This window comes from Paenibacillus marchantiophytorum (assembly GCF_014640555.1).
GTDB classification, from domain to species: Bacteria; Bacillota; Bacilli; order Paenibacillales; family NBRC-103111; genus Paenibacillus_E; species Paenibacillus_E marchantiophytorum.
Window position 1 is genome coordinate 38722 of the sequence record NZ_BMHE01000028.1, and the last position, 19370, is coordinate 58091.

The following is a 19370-nucleotide window of genomic DNA, read 5'->3' on the forward strand; positions in this document are numbered from 1 at the left end:
TATGTTAAAATACTTATGCTAGTTGTATAAGCAAAGAATAGGCAATTGGGGTGCTAATAACATGGTAATCTTTATGAAAATTTTGTTGATCATAGCTTCAGTCGGACTAATTGCAATCGTCCTTTTACAAAAAGGTAAGAGCGCAGGCTTGTCCGGTGCCATTTCCGGTGGTGCAGAACACTTATTTGGCAAGCAAAAAGCGCGCGGTTTGGAACTATTCTTGTCCCGTTTCACGATGGGGCTTGCTGCTGCATTTTTCATCCTTTCCATTGTCGTAGCATACGTAGTGAAGGCTTAACACACATAAAACGATAACAGCAGGGGAAATCTACTCCTGCTGTTTTTTCATTTTAAACGGGTCACCTGGTAGGAGTTGTTTGTCATCGAGCGTAGAGTATACAAATCGACAGAGCCTTTTTACTGGACAGGCAGTGGGAACAAGCAAGAAATGGGTATATTAATGATACATGGCTTCACAGGTTCGCCCTCGGAATTCAGACGAATTGGGTATGAGCTTCGCGAAGAAGGATATACCATCCAAGCTGTTAGACTGCCAGGCCATGGGACCTCACCCGAAGAAATGATGCGTACCGGATGGACGGATTGGTATGGGCATGTGCTGGAGAGTTATGATGAACTTGCCAAGAAGTGCAAGAACATCGTTGTTATGGGGCATTCCATGGGTGGATTGCTGGCCTTGAAGCTAGCTGTGGAACGTCGTACCGCAGGTGTTGTTTCAATAGCGACGCCGATCTTTCTAGCTTCCAGGAAGACGGTGCTGGCCGTATTGCTGCAGTATTTTATCAAATACATAGCTAAGAAGCCCAAACAAGTCTCTACGTTATTAGATGAGTCATGTGCATATACCAAAACGCCGATTCGATGTGTCGTCAGCTTGCGCAAGCTGGTAAAACAAGTAAGAAAATTGCTGCCTCAAGTGGAGGCCCCGGTATGGATAGGGCAGGGCAGTAAAGATGCTGTGGTTCGTGAAGAGAGCGCTGCGTTCGTCTATGAACGTGTTCGCTCCAAAGTGAAAGAACTGAATTATTATCCGGAATCCTCGCATGGATTATTGCTGGATCAAGAGAGAGAGCGGGTCTACGCCGATATTGCCGAGTTTATCCTTTCGCTGGAAGTGGCATACTATGGAGTAAAGGAATCAGGAACGGCGCTGGAAGGCTAGCTCAACAACAACAAGAAGGTGAAGAGTGTATGACAACAGATAAACAGATCATAAGTTTGATGCAAGAAGAGGCTTATAAGCCTATGTCCTATAAAGAGCTCGAGAAGCATTTTGGTATTGAAAGCGCGAACGAGTTTAAGGATTTTATTAAATTATTAAACCAACTCGAAGAAAGCGGCCATATTGTGCGTGGCGGAAGTGACCGTTACGGTGTGCCGGAACGGATGAATTTAGTCAGAGGCAAGCTCCAGGCGCATGCGAAGGGCTTTGCATTCTTAATTCCAGATGACCGGGAGCACCCGGACGTCTATATCAATGCGCATGATTTGAACACAGCAATGAACAGCGATATCGTGTTCGTGAAGGTTACCTCCAGAAGCCAAGGCGGAGGCCGCATGGAAGGCGAAGTTGTGCGCGTCATTACGCGAGCCAACACGCAAATCGTGGGTGTTTTCCAAAGTCAGGATACCTATGCGTTCGTGATTGCCGATGACAAAAGGGTATCGAGGGATATTTTCATTCCTCAGCATTCTTTTAATGGAGCAGTTACAGGGCAGAAGGTAGTAGTCAAGATTGTTAACTATCCGGAAGGTCGCTCTGCGGCTGAAGGGGAAGTTATTGAAATCTTAGGCCATAAAGACGATCCAGGCGTCGATATCCTTGCGATTGTGCGTAAATTCCAGCTCCCTGAGGCGTTTAACGAGGAAGTTCTGGCTGAAGCAGAAGCGGCACCAGATTCCATTACGGAGGAAGAGATCATTGGTCAAGGCCGTCGTGATCTTCGTTCCAAACGTATTGTGACCATTGATGGTGAAGATGCCAAAGATTTAGATGATGCGGTCAATGTAGAAATTCTCGAGAATGGTCATTATAAATTGGGTGTCCATATTGCTGATGTGAGTTACTATGTGCGTGAAGGGTCTGCACTGGATATCGAGGCGTACAACCGAGGCTGTTCGGTGTATTTGACCGATAGGGTTATTCCAATGCTGCCGCACCGTTTGTCTAACGGGATCTGCTCCTTGAATCCTAAAGTAGATCGCTTAACGATGTCTTGCGAGATGGAGTTCGATGAGAACTTAAAAGTCGTTAATCATGAGATTTTTACGAGTGTTATTAAAACTAGTGAGCGAATGACATATACCAATGTACGCAAGCTTTTGACTGGTGAAGCTGAGCCGGAGCTTGTGGAGCGTTATGCTTACCTGATGGAAGACTTCAAACGCATGGAAGAGCTGGCTGCTCGTTTGCGTTCTAGACGGATGAAGCGCGGCGCGATTGATTTTGATTTTGAGGAGTCCAAAATTCTCGTCGATGCCGACGGCAAACCAACGGACATCGTGAAAAGAGAGCGTTCCGTCGCGGAAATGATGATCGAAGAATTCATGCTTGCGGCAAATGAAACCGTGGCTGAGCATTTCCAATGGATGAAAGTCCCGTTCCTCTATCGTGTTCATGAAGACCCGGATTCTGAGAAATTGATGAATTTCATGGAGTTTGTGACCAATTTCGGTTACACGATCAAAGGCAAGGGCAACGCCATTCATCCTCGCGCTTTGCAGACGTTGCTGGAAGAGATCAAAGGTACGCCGGAAGAAACAGTTCTCAGCAAAATCATGCTGCGCTCGATGAAGCAGGCGCGTTATGATGCGCAGAGCTTAGGCCATTTCGGCTTGGCTGCGGAATTCTATTCCCATTTCACGTCGCCGATTCGACGCTATCCGGATTTGATTATTCACCGTGTCATTCGCGAAGTGCTGGAGAGCGGGAATTTATCGGATACTCGTCATGAATATCTGTCTTCCCGCATGAGCGATATTGCGCAGCAATCTTCCGAGCGTGAGCGCGTGGCTGTGGATGCTGAGCGTCAGACGGAAGCTTTGAAGAAAGCCCAGTATATGCTGGATAAAGTTGGTGAGGAATTCGAAGGCATCATCTCCAGTGTCACTGGTTTTGGGATGTTCGTCGAATTGGATAATACCGTTGAGGGCTTGATTCGTTTAAGTGATTTGACGGATGATTATTACAATTTCCATGAAAGACAGTTTGCTCTCGTTGGTGAGCGTACATCCAAGATTTATCGGATCGGTGATGAAATTAAGATTCGTGTGGCTCGCGTGAATATGGAAGAGCATACGATTGATTTTGAATTGCTGGATATGAAGCCTCGCAAAGAGGGCGGGTTTAAGCGCGGCGGCGGTGGCAGCGGGAAACCCTTTAAGGGGGCTGCTGGGTTTAAGGGCTTCCGCGGTAAACCGGGCGCTGCTGCAAGTAATGGTCAGGGGAAATCGGGAAAAACGGGGAAAGATAAAGGCGGATTCGCCGTTAAAGGCAAGGGCGGCTATGCCAATGCACAAGGGAAAAAGCGTGATGGCGCTGCGGCTGGCGGAGTCGTCGATGCGAACGCTGGGCAAGGCCGAGGCAAAAGAAGACGTGGTGACGCTGTTGATGGTTTAGCGGTCAATACGGGGCCGGCAGCAGCGAGTCAGGAACAAGGGCGTCGCAAGGGCGGAGCTGCTCGCAGGCTTGAAGAGGCGGCTAAGGCTGGTGTTGAGGGTGCTGCGGGAGCGAGAGCTAAGGGCGCGGGCGTCGAAGGCGCGGCGGGAGCGAGAGCTAAGGGCGCGGGCGTCGAAGGTGCGGCGGGAGCGAGAGCTAACGGCGCGGGCGTCGAAGGTGCAGCGGGAGCGAGAGCTAAGGGCGCGGGCGCAGAAGGCGCAGCCGGGCAAAGTAAACCGCGGCGCGCGAAGGCTGGCGGCACGCCGTGGAGCGACAGCCGCGGCAAAGGGCGCGGCGGCAAGGCGCGCGGCCCTAAGCTCAGCGAAGGCGGCAGCCTGAGCCAACGGCTTGAATCTGTCGGCGCAGGGCGGACAGATAGCGGTGTGCCACGCGGCGAAAGCAAGCGCGGGCGCGGCGCGGTATCGCTGGGTGGCGAAGCCCCAGCGGGCGGTAGTGATTGGGCGAGCGGCGTGAACGCGCTCGCCAAGGGCGGTCGTCGGCGGAGCGACGACGGGGACGACAGCAAGAAGCGGCGGAGATAGTCGCCGCTTCTTGCTTTTCGATCGCGATCTTGCTACAATAGGATGCACATTGTAGAAGTATTTACCTGCGTCATCAGTATGCGGGAGGAGGATCTCACGTGGCAACCAAAAAGGCCGATGGCAAATTGCTCGCCCAGAACAAAAAGGCATCACACGACTATTTTATTGAAGATACGTATGAATGCGGTCTTGTCCTGACCGGCACGGAGATCAAATCCTTGCGAGCAGGTAAGGCTAACATAGGCGACAGCTTCTCGACCATTCGAAATGGCGAAGCTTTTGTCCACAATATGCATATCAGCCCTTTTGATCAAGGCAACCGCAGCAATCCGGAAGATCCAACACGGACGCGGAAACTCCTTTTGAAAAAAGTGCAAATTGCCAAAATATTAGGCCAAGCAAAACAAGAAGGATATACCGTCGTTCCTTTGAAAGTGTATATTCGCAATGGTTATGCGAAGCTTCTGATTGGCATAGGTAAAGGTAAGAAACAGTATGACAAGCGGGAATCCGCAGCGAAAAAGGATGCACAACGAGATATCCAGCGTGCGCTGCGTGAGAAACAAAAGATCGCTAGATAGCTGGGCTAAGTCCAGACTGGAAGCCAGCACCTCGACTTCCATGAACCTAGCCGTTCATTTTTCTTCAGCTTGTGGTATACTAATTTAGCAGCAAAGATTAAAATGTAACCTAGTTCCAACTTGCGGCGTCTTAACCTTCGCCGTCTTATGACGGACATGAAGGCAATCCGGGGGTGTTCTTGGATTCGACGGGGATAGTTTGGGCTCGGGTTGCGGGTAGTGGGGCCGCGTCCACTATAAAACGCTAAAGCCTATTAAATGGCAAAACACAAAACAACTACGCTTTAGCAGCTTAATAACCTGTTAGCGTGCTCCTCCTCAGCATCGCCCATGTGACTGGGATAGGGGCTCAACTATAGTGGGATACGACGTTTGGTCTCCGCCTGGGGTCGGACGTAGGAAGACAATCAGGCTGACCCAACGCATAGCCGGTTACGGGGCGATGCTCGGGTGACATCAAAACTGTGACTACACCCGTAGATGCCTGTGTTGCGATATTTTCGGACAGGGGTTCGACTCCCCTCACCTCCATACAGAGAACCCGCTCACTGAGCGGGTTTTTTGCTATTTAAGGGAAGAATTGTAGACGGATCGTAGACAACAAAATTTTTCTAGGTGGATTTTAGGAAATACCGTAGACGAGTTGTCAACAGTTTGTCTATCATAATGTCGCTGATAGTGTTGAATTGCCAAAAAAGAATAAATATAACGCACAAGTGTATACAAAGGAACAGGTGAGTATTCTACTCAGTAAGGTACAACATACTAAGTTAGAGTTACCTGTATACCTTGCAGTCTTTCTCGGCTTGAGAAGAGAAGAGATTACGGGGTTACGCTGGGGATGCGTTGATTTAGTTGAACGCGTTGTTCGAATCGAGCAAGTGCGAACTGCCGCTGGTAACAATAACAATATTGAAAAAGTACCCAAGACACCTAAAAGTAGAAGGTCGTTACATATTGTTGACGAGGTCTATAGTACCTTAATTGCACATAAAGAAAAACAGAATGAGTACAAAGAATTATTAGGTGATTTGTATCATGATACAGATTATGTGTTCGTTCGTGATGATGGGAAGCCCTATAGAGTTAACTCGGTTTCAGAGGATTTTACCGATTTTCTTAAAAAGCACAGCTTACTAAAGATTAGGCTTCATGATCTGCGCCATACATTCGCAAGTGTGCTGTACGAGGCGGGAATCGATTTAAAGGCTATATCTGAGATGATGGGTCACTCAGATATTGGAACTACTTCTAAAATTTACACGCACTTCTTCGATGATACGCATAAAGAAAAGTTGAGTGTTATGAGTAAGATTTTAGCAAATTAATTTAAAAAAGGCGGAAGTGAATATCCAGAATGGATACGCTTCGCCTTTTTTTTCTACAACTAACTAATTAACATTTAATACTTTTTTTCAGCCTCAGTAAGATACTTTTGTGGTTCTCAACAAAAGCGACTAACTAGTAGAACTAGACTCAATCTTTTAGGATAGAAAATTTAATTTAAGGAATCCAACAGCGTCTTAATATCAGGGTTAAGGTTCAAAGCGTTGAGGATGACTTGTAAAGCCTCCGCACGGGAAGAATCCGCTTTAGGGTCAAACTCTTTTGTGCCTTTACCATTTACTACCCCTGCTTGCGCCAATTTATTGATAGCGTCAGCGGCGAAGGAATTACTTACGTCACCGAAGTTACCTTTGGACGAGTCCTTCGTTACGGCGTTGAGGTTGATTACTCGGGACAAGATGATTGCCATCTCTTCACGGGAAATCGTTTTGTCGGGTTTGAAAGAACCGTCTTCATAGCCGCCAATTACCCCTGCTTTGGCAAGAGCTTCGATAGCTTGCTTAGCCCAATGGTTACCTACGTCTGCTAGGTTGGCAGTGGTAGTACCAGTCGAGATCGCGAATACGCGAGTGATGATCGATGCAAACTCAGCGCGAGTGATTGGCGCATCTGGTTTAGCTGTACCATCGGCGTAACCTTGGATGATGTTGAGCTTGATGAAAGTGTCTACCGTCTTTTCAGCCCAGTGACCTTTTACATCAGTAGGTTTTGGTGCAGGAGTGGTAGCCGCCTTACGTTCCTCGACTTGTTTCTTGATGACATCAACTACAGACTTGTCGGCTTTAACGACAGTGCTGTTAAAGATGTCCTTAGGGGCTTCTGGCTTAATCTCTGGCTTAGTTTCAGGCTTAGTCTCAGGTTTTGTTTCTGGCTTAGTCTCTGGCTTAGTTTCAGAAGTTGTTGTTCCGCCACCTGAGGAACCCCCTGAGGAACCACCGCCGTTGTTGTTTGGTACAGGAACTACCGTCACGTTGATAACTACGGATTTGCCTTCCAAGGTTGCCGTGATTGTCGCCGTACCAACCGCTACCCCGAGGGCTTTGCCGTTGACGTAATCAACGATGTTAGCGTTGGAGCTTACAAGGTGGGCGATAACCGAAGCGTCAAGTGTGCGGTCATCACTCATGTGAGCTACGATACCTAAGGGAGCTTGTTTGCCGACTTCAACAGTGATGTTTTGGTTAGTAGCCGTCAAGGAATTTACTGTCGGTGTGTAAGGAGCAACAGTTACCGCTACCGTAGCTGAACGATTTTCATAAGTCGCTGTTACAACAGTCGTACCGTAAGCTTTTGCGGATATGTGTCCGTTAACTACTGTTGCAATCGTAGGGTTAGCACTTACCCACTCGATAGCTGCTACATCGACATTTTTCGAAGAAGTATCAGAGTAACGTGCGACAGCCGTGATATCAACATACCCACCAATATCATTGAGTGTAGTTTCTCTTGACAGTTCAAGACCCGTGAATTTGGGTTGCTGTTGCGGATTACCTACGATTGTTAAGTTGAATGTCGCCGTGAAACCTCCGTAGGTCACGTGGAATGAAGCAACCCCTGCTGATACCCCTGTTACTACGCCGTTATTGATCGTTGCAATGGTAGGTGTGACTGCAACCCACGTAGCCAAAGATGAATCGAGTGGCGTCTGGCTGTTATCCGAGAACAAGTTACGAACTGTCGCTGTTGTAGTAGCACCAACAGGAACTGGAGCTTCACCAACATTGATTACGATATTCGTTTGAGTAGGTTGAGGGTTACCAACGGTGATCGGAATCGTTACCGATTTACCACCGTAAGATGCAGTCGCAGTAGTTACCCCTTCTTTTGCACCGTAAAGAATGACATCGGAGTAGCTTGGTATGAATGCTATGGCTGTGTCAGCAAACGCCCAAGTAACCCCACTCGAGGGAGAAGGTACAATGTTCTCAGTAGTACTATCACTGTAACGCACTGTGATCGTAGGAAGCATAATTTCATCATCAGGTTGGATAACCACAGTACTAGGAGTCGCTGTTAGGCTTACTACAGTACGTTGTGGGACGGGATTTACCGTTACTGGAATCTGGACTGATTTGCCACCGTAAGTGTAAGTCAAAGTTGCTGTACCCGCTGTCCCAATGTAAACTGCTCCACTATTGTTAGCGGATACTACCGAAGGATTGGAAGATGACCATACACCTTGAGTTGTCACATCCTTTGTTGTGCTGTCGCTCATTACTGCGGTAACTGGAAAAAGGAATGGTGCAGCTCCTACAGTTGCAGTAATAGAAGGTGAAGATGGAGCCAAGCGATCCAAAGTTGGTTGTTGAGCGTTTTGACCTTGGTAATCGGCTTGACTGAAGAAGGTACTTGCATTTTCACCACCGATAAGGATGTGGGCATTTGTACCCGTAGCGGTAGACGTTAAACGGAAATGGGTTTCGTCTACATATCCGGCAATAAGCTCAATATCTGTAGAAGTAAACACATTGTTGAGGTGACCTACAAACGCACTCATGGAGGGGAAGGAATTGTTTAGATCAAATGTTGCTCTGGTTGCGCCGTCACTGATTGAGACGGTTTTACTATGATTTACTACGGTACCTGTTGCGGTTGAAGTTTGGAAGATCGTGTTGACTGAGTCTCCAAGGATTGTTAAATAAGCGGAAGAACCTTTAAACAAGGTAGAGACGCCGAAACCCGCTCCAACTACCTCATATACTTCAACATATTGTCCGAAATTTGCTGTGATAAGTTGAGCATTGATTGCAGCAACTAATTTTGTCATGGTAGTGTAGTCTTCGTCTAATGTAAATGAACCAAAACGCCCACCATCATCAAACAAAGTAATTGTGACTGGTGAAGAAGCAAAATGTAAAGAAATGTTTTTACTCAGCAATGTAGCAGGCTGTGGATCTGTCTGTGAGAAATTTAGACTTGAAATAGAGTTACTAGTTGCTACCGCAGGTTGAGCTGTTGATACTGCTGCAGATGCGGGTGGCGCGGCTACTGCTCCAAATGCCGAGAATACCAAGGATGATGCGATGATGCCCGAAATTAACTTTTTAGACGCTTTGCTACCTAACATTAAGCGACCTACCTCCCGATGGTAAAAATTATATTACACACTTTACAAAAGCGGTGTGTAATATTAACTTTAACATAAGGATTGCTTATATGTCATAAAAACTCGAAATGTGTCGTCAACTAGTTGAAGTTTGGATCGCGAAATAGTTGATACTAAAATAAATAATCTATAACAGATGGAGGACTTTGCTCTGATTCCTGTCCATGTTCGTAGACAAGCGTAGACCAAAGCTATAAAATCTAGTAATACATAATAAGAACAGGTGATATGAAATAATAAATTGAACTTGGACAAAGCCTTACACAGCGGGGCTTTACGGGACTTAGTAACAAATAGCGTGAAATGGGGTACGATTGTTCGACTCCCCTCACCTCCATTAATCAAAACCACAACGGGGACCTTAAAGATAACTTCTACATTCTTTTCGTAGACGATTACCTTTTCCGCATAGCTGGCGATGAACTTCTTGATTTCGGGAAGCTCGCGGTTTGCTAGGTGGGCCCCGAACTGAGATAGCAGTTGTTGCAGAGATTCTTCTGTGATGGCTGCTTTTTCTTTTACTGACTCAGCCTCCATGAGCTTCTGGGAAAGGTCGAGTTTCTGCTGTTCCAGTAAGCTGAGCTTCTCTAAAAATGTAGGGTTGGATGCTCCGGCAGCAACAGCGTTCACGATGTTTTCGATCTGCCACTCGATGACTTCGAGACTTTTTCTAATACGTATTTTTTCTCCCCTCAAGCTATCACCTTTTGACTGGTAGGCTCTTAGCTGCAGGCTTGAAGCTTTTCTGTCCGTGTATCCTCTGCATGAGGAGATGAATCAGACTTTGCTGGGCCTGTGCCGCGAGAGTCGTGGGAACAAGGAGCAATTCGCCAGGCATTATGAGAAGCACGAAGCTGCCTAACGCCGGGAAATGGGGCTGCAACCACCGTAGGAGATCAGAAGCCTGGTGGCATCCTATTTGAGAGAAGCGGCTAACAGGCACAAGGACTTATTGCGGAGAGCAATTATCTCCGCTTTTTTTGTTTTTTTCGACAGCGAACGCGGTTTTGTGAGAATTTAGAGAGAATCAATTAGTATACTTGCAGATAAAACAACATTTTATTCGAAAGGGATGTGATAGCAACATGATAAGACGTATGACAGCTATGATGTTAACGCTCATGCTGATTCTTGGTCTGCTCCCCACTTGGGCGGGAGCGGCGGAACTAGGGGGATGGAACCGTAAAAGCCCTTATCCGACAGCTCAGGGGGTAAACAGCGTAGTCTATGGGGGAAATAAGTTCGTTGCAGTGGGCTACAATGGCGTCGTGCTGACCTCTGTAGATGGGGTTTCGTGGGACAATAAGTCTTCCGGCACGACCAACAACTTAAGCGCCATTACCTATGGCAACGGTCTGTATGTTGCCGTGGGGTATACGAGCACGGATTACAAGAGCTTCATCATGACATCTGTTGATGGATCAACATGGACGCCACAGGTGTCGAATAAGGATGCTCTCTTACTCGACGTCACCTACGCCAATGGGGTGTTCGTCGCTGTAGGGGGTAAGAATGGATTAGGAGGATTTCAATCTGGAACGACGTTGATTATGACTTCAAGCGACGGTATCACCTGGGTGGCGACCCAAGGACAAGGAGTAGGGCGCGACAAGCAACTTAGTGGGATCACTTACGGAAATGGTACTTTCGTTGCGGTTGGCGGAGAATCCACGATCTTTACATCGTCGAACGGTACCAACTGGTCAATTACATACAGCCAGCCAAGCAGTCCGTTTGGTCCGCGTAGTCCCGATCTGATCGGCGCGACCTATGACGGCAACAAGTTCATCGTGGTCGGTCTCGACGGGAAAATGCTGATTTCTACGAACGGTTCGTCGTGGACGGACGCATCTTCCGGCACAAAGGCTGACCTATACAGAATTGCCAGTCCAAATGAAAAATATTTCCTTTTTGGGCGAATCTACGAGAATTTCGGTTATAGGAATATACAACTGACCTCGACAGACGGCAACAAATGGGAGGAAGTCAAACCAGCGCCGACACGTTTCATCAGTAAAATAATCTATGCCCAGAATACTTATGTAGCCGTAGGAGAACGTGGGACGATCCTGACCTCTTCAGACGGCAAAGAATGGGTCAGCCAGACGCGTGGCATTACGGAGAGCTTGCAAAGCATCATCTACAGTGGCGGTAAGTATATTGCCGTAGGAGGCTACTCAAGCGCGGTATACACGTCGGACGACGGGAATAGCTGGACTACCGTCGCGATTGCGAATGATAAGGGCAAATCGCTTAACAGAGTCAAGTATATTAACGGCCATTATGCGACTGTCAGTCAGTATGGAGAAGTATTGTTCTCCCCGGATGGCTTGACTTGGTCAGCACAAAATATCGGCAATTTTCCTGTATATGATATCACGTACAGCAAGGGGCAATATTTTACTGCGAACGCTTATGGTAAAGTGTACGTCTCAAGTGACGGTGTAAAGTGGACAAGTACCAATAGTAATAATATTAAAACGCTGTTCGGAATTACCTCCAATGACAGCCTGATTGTTGCGGTTGGGGAGAATGGTGCGATTCTATCTTCTTCAGATGATGGAAAGACATGGGTGAGTCAAAAATCCAATGTAACAGTCTGGATAAAGGATGTTACGTATAGTGGAGGAGTATTCGTCGCTGTCGGATTTACGGGTACTATTTTGACATCCACTGACGGAACGAACTGGACGATCCGCACATCAGGCGTGACCGCGAATTTGTCCAGTGTCAAATACATCAACGGGCAATTCGTGGCGGTAGGTGGGAATACGGTTCTGACCTCCCTTGACGGGAAGAATTGGACGCCTATCCAAGGCGCAGAAAGCGGGCTGAGCGATGTCGCGTTTGACGGGCACAAGTATGTGTTCGTTGGCTTAGAGGGGGCTATTTTCACGCTGCGTTATGTGCCACAGGCCGCGTTGAACACCGTTAGCATCAACCCGTCTACAACCGCTGTAGGACAGAAGGTAACACTTGAAACATCGGGTGATCTGCAGTCCATGACTAAGCCAGAGGCGGGGGACGAGCGATTTATCGCTTCGAGCTGGTCGTCCACGGAGGCCGGAAAGTCGGGTGCTTTCTCCGTCACCGATGCGGTATACAGCTATTCGGACTATACTCCACAGTCACCCGGTAATTATACGGTAACTGTTATGTTCACCAAGCAGAAGTGGGACGGCGGTGCGTGGGTAGATACGACCACAACGGATACGAAGACGGCTATCGTCACGGTGAACGGGGATGCTACTCCTTCAGCGCCGACGGCACTTTCCGCGACTGCCGGGGACGGACAGGTAACGTTAAATTGGAATAGCGTATCGGGGGCAGCCAGCTATCTAATTATATGGAGTACAACATCAGGTGATTACTCAAACGATTCTAATAGCAAAAGGGTAAGCAGCGATACTACGACATATACTTTACCAGGCTTAAAGAACGGTACTACCTATTACTTTAAAGTCAGGGCAAGTAACACAAACGGGAATAGCCCATTCTCAGCGGAAGTCAGCACCACGCCTAAAGCTGGAACGCAGAACCCATCCAGCAATGCGAATCTGAGCGGCTTGACATTATCGAGCGGAACAGTGAGCCCGTCGTTTGATGCCAATACGACAAACTATGCGGCGAGCGTGGCGAACAGCGTGAGCAGCGTGACGGTAACGGCGGCGGTATACGATCCGGCTGCGACGGTGACGGTGAACGGAACGGCAGCAACGATCGGCCAAGCGAGCGCTCCGATCAGCCTGAGCGTGGGCAGTAACACGATTACGGTAATCGTGAAGGCGCAAGATGGCAGTACGAAGCCGTATACGATTACGGTGAAGCGAGCGTCGGCTTCGTCAGACTCTACATCCGGTTCGCCTAGTACCCCGTCCAGCGGCGACCAAGGGGCGCAAACCGGCTTCCGGGTGATCGTGGACGGCAAGTCGCAAGATCACATAGCGACGGGCTCTACTACGAAGGAGAACGGACAGACCGTGCTGACGGCGACTGTGGACCCTGCCAAACTAGCGGCGCAGCTTGCAACAGCGGGGGACAAGCCGATTATCGTCATTTCTGCTTCGACCACGAGCGCGGACAAAGTAACGGTGGTACTGACCGGTGATGCGGTGAAAGCGATGGAAAACAAGCAGGTGGTACTGGAAATTCAAACGCCTAACGGGAACTACAAGTTGCCAGCGGCGCAGATCGTTATCGACCGCTTGGCATCGCAGTTTGGAGGGCAAGTGAAGCTTTCGGACATCGTCGTTCATGTGGACATTGCGAAAAGCGAAGCCGCGAAGGCGAAAGTTGCGGAAAGTACGGCGGAAAAAGGCAAGTTTACCGTCGTTGTGCCGCCGATTGATTTTACGGTGACCGCTTTGTACAACGGCAAGACGGTGGACGTAGACAAGTTCAGTTCGTATGTGAAGCGTGAAATCCCGCTGCCGGACGGCGTAGACCCGAGCAAGATCACGACTGCCATTGTGCTAGGCACAGACGGAACAACCCGTCATGTGCCGACCTATATCACCGCTCGAGATGGGAAGTATTACGCGGTCGTGAGCAGCCTGACGAATAGTACGTATACGTTGATTTTGCACCGGATGGCGTTTATGGACGTGGAAGGGCATTGGGCAAAAGGCGCTGTGAATGATATGGCTTCGCGGATGGTGGTGGGCGGCGTCGATGCGATGCATTACAATCCGGATGCAGCGATCACCCGCGCCGAGTTCGCGGCGATCATCGTTCGCGCACTGGGGCTCGCCGACAACGGGAAGACCTCAACGTTCGGAGACGTGAAGTCCGGTGACTGGTACGTTGGTGCGGTAGCGAAAGCCAAGGAGTACGGTATCATCGAAGGGTACGAGGACGGAACATTCGAGCCTACGAAGACGATCTCCCGGGAAGAAGCAATGGCGATGATTGCGCGGGTGATGAAGTGGACAGGACTTAACGCAAGCGCCAGCAGCTCTGAAGCGGAATCTGCACTCGCCTCGTTTACAGACGGCGCGGCGGTAGATGCGTGGGCAAAGCAAGCGGTCGCCGCGACCGTGAGGAGCGGATTGGTTCAAGGCAGAGATGCCGAGCTCAAGCCGATGAGCGACATTACGAGAGCGGAGACGGCTGCTATCGTACAGCGGATGCTAGAGAAGGCAAAGCTGATCGATAACAGAAATTCCAAGTAACCAACAGTCCTTAGAGGGGCCGTCCATAGGCAGACATGAAGCCGAAGGACGGCCCTTGCTTTAGTTGTCAGGAAGGTTGCTGAACTACTACTTCGATTAAGGAAGGAGGATATGTTTTATGGCTAAAGTGATGGTCGTTAACGATACGGCATTTATTAGGACAATGATCAAAGACATTATCCTCGGCATGGGGCAGCAGGCGATGGTTCTTGATGCCATTCCTGCTGGAGCGAGGGACTTCATCGTAAAGCCGATCCTTAAGTACAGAGTTGTCGAGGCGGTTAACAAAGCGTTGCATGGGACAGGAGAGCGTGATTAATGTAATGGCTGTCAGTGGAGATTCTTTCGCCCTACGCCACGTGGAAAACGTGCTGTATGCATTAGAAACTGTGCGGCTTTGCTCCCTTTTCACAAATCATGGTGAGTTTCTAGAGCTGTTACCCGGGGCATCCGTCGATCTCGTGCTGCTTGATTTGGACATGAATAGATCCGGCATTCACGGTCTACAATAAACGTCATCCAGTCTTCCAGACCTGACATCTCCATCGTATTCGTAACATCAAACGGAAACTATGTTTTCAATGCGTTTGACCTGGGGGTACTGGACTATATGGTGAAGCCGATAACGGAGGAGCGCATCAAGAAAACGATAGCCCGCATCGCCCGGAGGGGCTTGGAGTAGGCTAGCTTCTCAACTTCAGTGAAGGGATTTTATATGGAACGTCCTTATTCCCATTTAAAACTGAATCGCAATGAGGAAGAAGGACAACGGTTAAAATTTCTCATAAGAGAAATAAGATCGATCTTAGATTCGAAAGTTCGACGTCCTATTTTGCAAAAAATGAAAAGTAACCAGTCCCAAACATGGCCCAGAGCTTGGGACTGTTCTGAATAACAAAGTCGTATTCGATGGATAAGTGCTTACGATTAATCGAGATAATTTCATTCAAGGACTTGGGCAAAATGGCTGATCTCGTTTACGCGGCACAAAGCTGAACGTTGTTCCTATTCCCGAAGAGGAGCATGCGGCAGTTTATGAGGAGACGCGAAAAGCTATCGAATTAACGAGGCGAGGGAAGTTTGCGTCGGTTGAGCCTACGCCACATCCCAAAACATGAGAATCATCACTCGTCGGCGGATTGTGGATTTGCCAAGCCACGGCTCACCTCCATAGTGTAAATCCACAACGGGGACCTTAAAGATAACTTCTACATGCTCTTCGTAGACGATTACCTTTTCCACATAGCTAGCGATGAACTTCTTGATCTCAGGAATGTCTCGCCTAGCGACGTGGTCCTCGAACTGAGAAAGCAGTTGTCGCAGAGAGTCCTCTGTGATGGCTGCTTTTTCTGTTATTGATTCGGTTTCATGCAGTTTTTGTTCGAGCTGTAGCTACTGGCACTCCAACTCATCAAGTTTACCGATCAACGTGGCATTCAAAGTGCCACTGGCGATGGCGTTAATGATGTTCGTGATTTGGCGTTCAAAGACTTCGAGACTCTTGGCTAGGCGCTCTTTCTCGCCTTTTTAACGTATTTCAGATTGTTTCGCCCGCTGAATTTCGTATTTCCCATCATAGCGTACTGGGTGCCAACGTTTTTGAGGCATTCTCCGCATACTATTAAGCCGCTAAGCATGTAAACTTCCTTGGCTGTATCTGCTCCAGGTTGCTGCTTATTTATCGGCTAATTTTCGAATGATTTGATTATAACCGTATCCTCCGAGAAACATAGAGAAAACCGTTGAGCCAAATTCCGCGAGTAGTACTCAGCCATGCCAGTTCCGTCGACGTATGGATTGGTGCCGCTATTTTCGGTAGACGAGTCTTACAGTTAGCGTGCCATCCACCCGTGTATCTTGGGTTAATTCAGCCATCGAGGCCGCCATCACTCACACGTTCGTACCTTCCATTCATCCTTCCAAATGAGAATAGCCCAAGGGGATATCCTTGGGCTTCAATATTATAGTACATGTTTATGAGCGAGCGACTATACGGGTTTTGACAGCTAGCAGACCTTGGTTAGCCGCTCCTCTGCAAAAGGAAACGCCTTATCGTCCGCCCGTCGGTTCCCTCATATTCTACTGGAATGCGTCTGCTGCGCTTACATTCATTTTTGAGCCCTATAGAGTATTAGCTTTTCAGCGTGTATGCATCCTTTCTGCCGGATGGGAATAGTCCAAGGAGAGAATTTCCTTGAGTGAGACCTATCTTGAAATCAGTAGAATCAGATATAATGATAAAAAGATGTTCACAGTTAGATTCGAGGTGCCGATCTATGATTCTGAGTACCAAACTCCATATCCCGCAAACGCGACGCGATGACCTTGTTGAGCGAACGGCGATCACCGAGTTATTAAATAAAGGATTAAAGAGCAAACTTACATCCGTAACGGCTCCCGGGGGGTACGGAAAAACAACAGCTTTGGGTCAGTGGCTGCAGCAGTCCGCCATACCTGCCGTATGGATTTCCTTGGGCCCTCAAGAGAATGATTTGATTGAGTTTTGGAGCTATACAATCGCTGCAGTCAATAGTAAGAACCCCAAATTTGCGGAAAGGGTCACCCCGTATTTGCCATCCCTAAAGTCTGGTGCGTTTGAGTCATTCATCTCAGCCATGATATGCGAGCTTGAGAGCTTCTCGGATGAATTGGTCATGGTTTGGGACGATTATCACACGATCGATCTTGCCCCTATTCACGCTTCTGTGGCTTATTTTCTTGGCTTTTTGCCCGCTCACATCCACCTCTATGTAACAAGCCGGGCTGAAATGCCCTTTCCTACGGCAAGGCTGCAGACGACGGGCCAAATGGTGAAGATCACGATTCAGGAACTGCGATTCCAACTTGCGGAGGGAATTCGTTACTTTCAGGATTGCATGGGACTATCACTGTCGGGAGACAAGATAGCTGCGTTGGTCGACCGCACGGAGGGATGGATCAGCGGACTGTATCTGGCAGCCATTTCGCTGCAAAGAAGCGGCAATTATTCGGATTTTATCCGCGCCTTTAGCGGGGAACACCGCAGCATATCCGATTATCTGTTCCAGGAGGTTTTTAGTCTCCAGCCGAGCGAAATTCAGTCCTTTCTATTGGAAACTTCGATTGTAGACAGGATAAACAGCTCGTTGTGCGAGGCGGTTACCGGACAAGCGAATTGTCAGGAGCTGCTGGAAATGCTGGAACAGCATAATTTGTTCATTGTTTCTTTGGATGATCAGCGGAAATGGTATCGCTATCATCATTTGTTTTCCGAGTTTTTACGGAGGCTTTTCCGGCAGAGGTATGCGGGACAATCGAAGGAGTTGCATGTCAAGGCAGCCCATTGGCTGGAGGCGCACGGATTTTTGGAGGAAGCGGTAGAGCAACTGTTTGTGGACGGGCATCATCACGAAGCAAGCAATTTGATCGAAAAGCATCTGCAAAATCTTCATACGAAGAGAGGGGTGCTGTATCGATGGTTGCGCGCTCTGCCGGAAGCCTGTTTTACGGGAAAGCCGGGCATTCAGTTTCTTTATGTCAAAGTGATGGTGGAGACCAATGAACTGGAGTTGGCACAAGCGAGACTTCGCCTGATGGAGGACAAGCTGTCGGACCCCGAATGGAAACCTTACGCAGGAACCGTTCATTTTTTGTCCGCGGCTGTTTCTTTTTACCGAAGAGACTTTGGACGAGCGAATGAATATTTTGAGATATTTGATCGGCATACGCCGGGGGGCAGCTACATCCAGATGATTGAAGCGAACTCGTATTCCATGTATTTCGATACATTATTGAGCTTCTTCCATGATTTGCATGATGCGGAGAGATTCTTTTATAAATGGATCAAAGTATGGGAAGAGAGAGACAACTACCCTTACGTCGGTTTTTTCTACAATACGTACAGTTTGCTGTTATATGAATGGAACCGTTTGGAAGAGGCTGAAGTTTATGCGGAGAGGGTACTGAGGTCAACGTGCATGCAGCCCTATGCCCTTATTCTGTTAAGTGCTACTATTAATGCTGCGCGGATCTGTCAGGCCAAAGGAGATTCGGCCAAAGCGTTTGAATTGCTTGAGGGGGTTAAACCTAAGATCGATTCAGTGGACAAAAGAATGTTTATGAGGAGAATAGAAGCGGAGAAGGCAAATTTGTCGCTTGCGAACGGTTCTTTTGATGAAGGCTGGCTGCAAACATGCGGCATCAAGCATACCGATACGATCCCGCCCGGTCCAATCAAAGAATATCTTATTTTGGCAAGTGCGCTTATGGAACAGGGGGAAGTTGATGAAGCTTTGCAACTGCTAGAGCAGTTGTACCGGCTTGCCGATAAGGCTGATCGGACCTGGGATAAGGTTAAGGTGACCATCCTGCAAAGTATGGCTTTTTATCAAAAAGATGATATGACGAACGCTATCATGAAGCTGGGGGCGGCACTCCAATTGGCGGGACCGGGGAACTATATCCGCAGTTTCGTGAATGAAAGGGCCAAGATGGCTGAGCTGCTGCGCGAATATATCCGGCAAAAGCAGATGGGCGCTAACCGCAAGTCTGCGAGCCTGCGCTATGCCAGGGAATTGCTTCTGCTAATGTCGGATACTAGAAATGAGACTGGAAACTCGGGAGCGCTTATCACGAAACAGGAATTAAAAATATTACGGATGATAGACATGGGGCTGTCGAATAAACAGATCGCCGAACAACTTCAAATCACAGCCGAAACGGTCAAGAGTCATCTGAAAAGTATGTATAGAAAACTTCATGTTAATAGCAGAGAACAGGCATTGGAGCAAGGAAAAGAATTAAAATGGTTGTAGCGAGCTATTTACCGCAATTGAAGTAAATCATGATTATACAATACATATTGGTATCATGTATATCCCTCATTATTTGAATGTCCCTCCCCCATAGATGGGGGATTTTTTTTGTGTTGAAATCGTCTTATATTAGGACAAAAGTAGCAATGAT

At 48.1% G+C, this 19370-nt stretch carries 10 protein-coding genes and 1 other RNA gene; 9 read left to right on the forward strand and 2 right to left on the reverse strand.

Features of this window, described 5'->3' with window-relative positions; translation table 11 throughout:
* The first annotated feature begins 61 nt into the window (after positions 1–61).
* The 6 genes from secG to IEY34_RS22845 all read left to right on the forward strand — a co-directional run bounded on the left by secG (position 62) and on the right by IEY34_RS22845 (position 6130).
* Entirely contained in the window at positions 62–298 is a 237-nt protein-coding gene (secG, locus tag IEY34_RS22820) for a preprotein translocase subunit SecG (protein WP_029196004.1), read from the forward strand.
* Positions 299–448: 150 nt separating this feature from the next.
* Entirely contained in the window at positions 449–1183 is a 735-nt protein-coding gene (locus IEY34_RS22825) for an alpha/beta hydrolase (protein WP_189015441.1), read from the forward strand.
* Between the two features lie 29 nt (positions 1184–1212).
* The gene (rnr, locus tag IEY34_RS22830) at positions 1213–4221 is read left to right on the forward strand and encodes a ribonuclease R (RefSeq protein ID WP_189015443.1); all 3009 of its coding nucleotides are present in this window, start codon (positions 1213–1215) and stop codon (positions 4219–4221) included.
* 98 nt (positions 4222–4319) lie between these two features.
* A complete protein-coding gene (smpB, locus tag IEY34_RS22835; RefSeq protein ID WP_057310204.1) occupies positions 4320–4802 on the forward strand; it encodes an SsrA-binding protein SmpB in 483 nt (160 codons plus the stop codon).
* A 169-nt stretch (positions 4803–4971) separates the two neighbouring features.
* Positions 4972–5336, forward strand: a transfer-messenger RNA (tmRNA) gene (gene ssrA, locus IEY34_RS22840).
* Positions 5337–5536: 200 nt separating this feature from the next.
* Positions 5537–6130 carry a site-specific integrase gene (locus IEY34_RS22845; RefSeq protein WP_229757798.1) on the forward strand — a complete coding sequence of 198 codons (594 nt, stop codon included), beginning with the start codon at positions 5537–5539 and terminating at the stop codon, positions 6128–6130.
* Positions 6131–6300: 170 nt separating this feature from the next.
* Here the strand turns inward: IEY34_RS22845 and IEY34_RS22850 are convergent, their stop codons facing one another.
* Together IEY34_RS22850 and IEY34_RS22855 are read right to left on the reverse strand one after the other, a co-directional pair.
* Positions 6301–9216: an S-layer homology domain-containing protein gene (locus tag IEY34_RS22850; protein WP_229757789.1), complete on the reverse strand. Its 2916-nt coding sequence runs from the start codon at positions 9214–9216 to the stop codon at positions 6301–6303.
* Positions 9217–9285: 69 nt separating this feature from the next.
* Positions 9286–9951 (reverse strand): hypothetical protein, encoded by a 666-nt coding sequence (locus IEY34_RS22855; RefSeq protein ID WP_189015447.1) that lies wholly within the window; start codon positions 9949–9951, stop codon positions 9286–9288.
* Positions 9952–10340: 389 nt separating this feature from the next.
* Between IEY34_RS22855 and IEY34_RS22860 the strand changes: the two genes are divergently transcribed.
* The 3 genes from IEY34_RS22860 to IEY34_RS22870 all read left to right on the forward strand — a co-directional run bounded on the left by IEY34_RS22860 (position 10341) and on the right by IEY34_RS22870 (position 19219).
* A complete protein-coding gene (locus IEY34_RS22860; protein ID WP_189015450.1) occupies positions 10341–14426 on the forward strand; it encodes an S-layer homology domain-containing protein in 4086 nt (1361 codons plus the stop codon).
* A 118-nt stretch (positions 14427–14544) separates the two neighbouring features.
* Entirely contained in the window at positions 14545–14745 is a 201-nt protein-coding gene (locus tag IEY34_RS22865) for a response regulator (RefSeq protein ID WP_189015452.1), read from the forward strand.
* 1957 nt (positions 14746–16702) lie between these two features.
* Positions 16703–19219, forward strand: coding sequence for a winged helix-turn-helix domain-containing protein (locus tag IEY34_RS22870; protein ID WP_189015454.1), 2517 nt, complete (start codon positions 16703–16705; stop codon positions 19217–19219).
* The last annotated feature ends 151 nt before the right edge of the window (positions 19220–19370 follow it).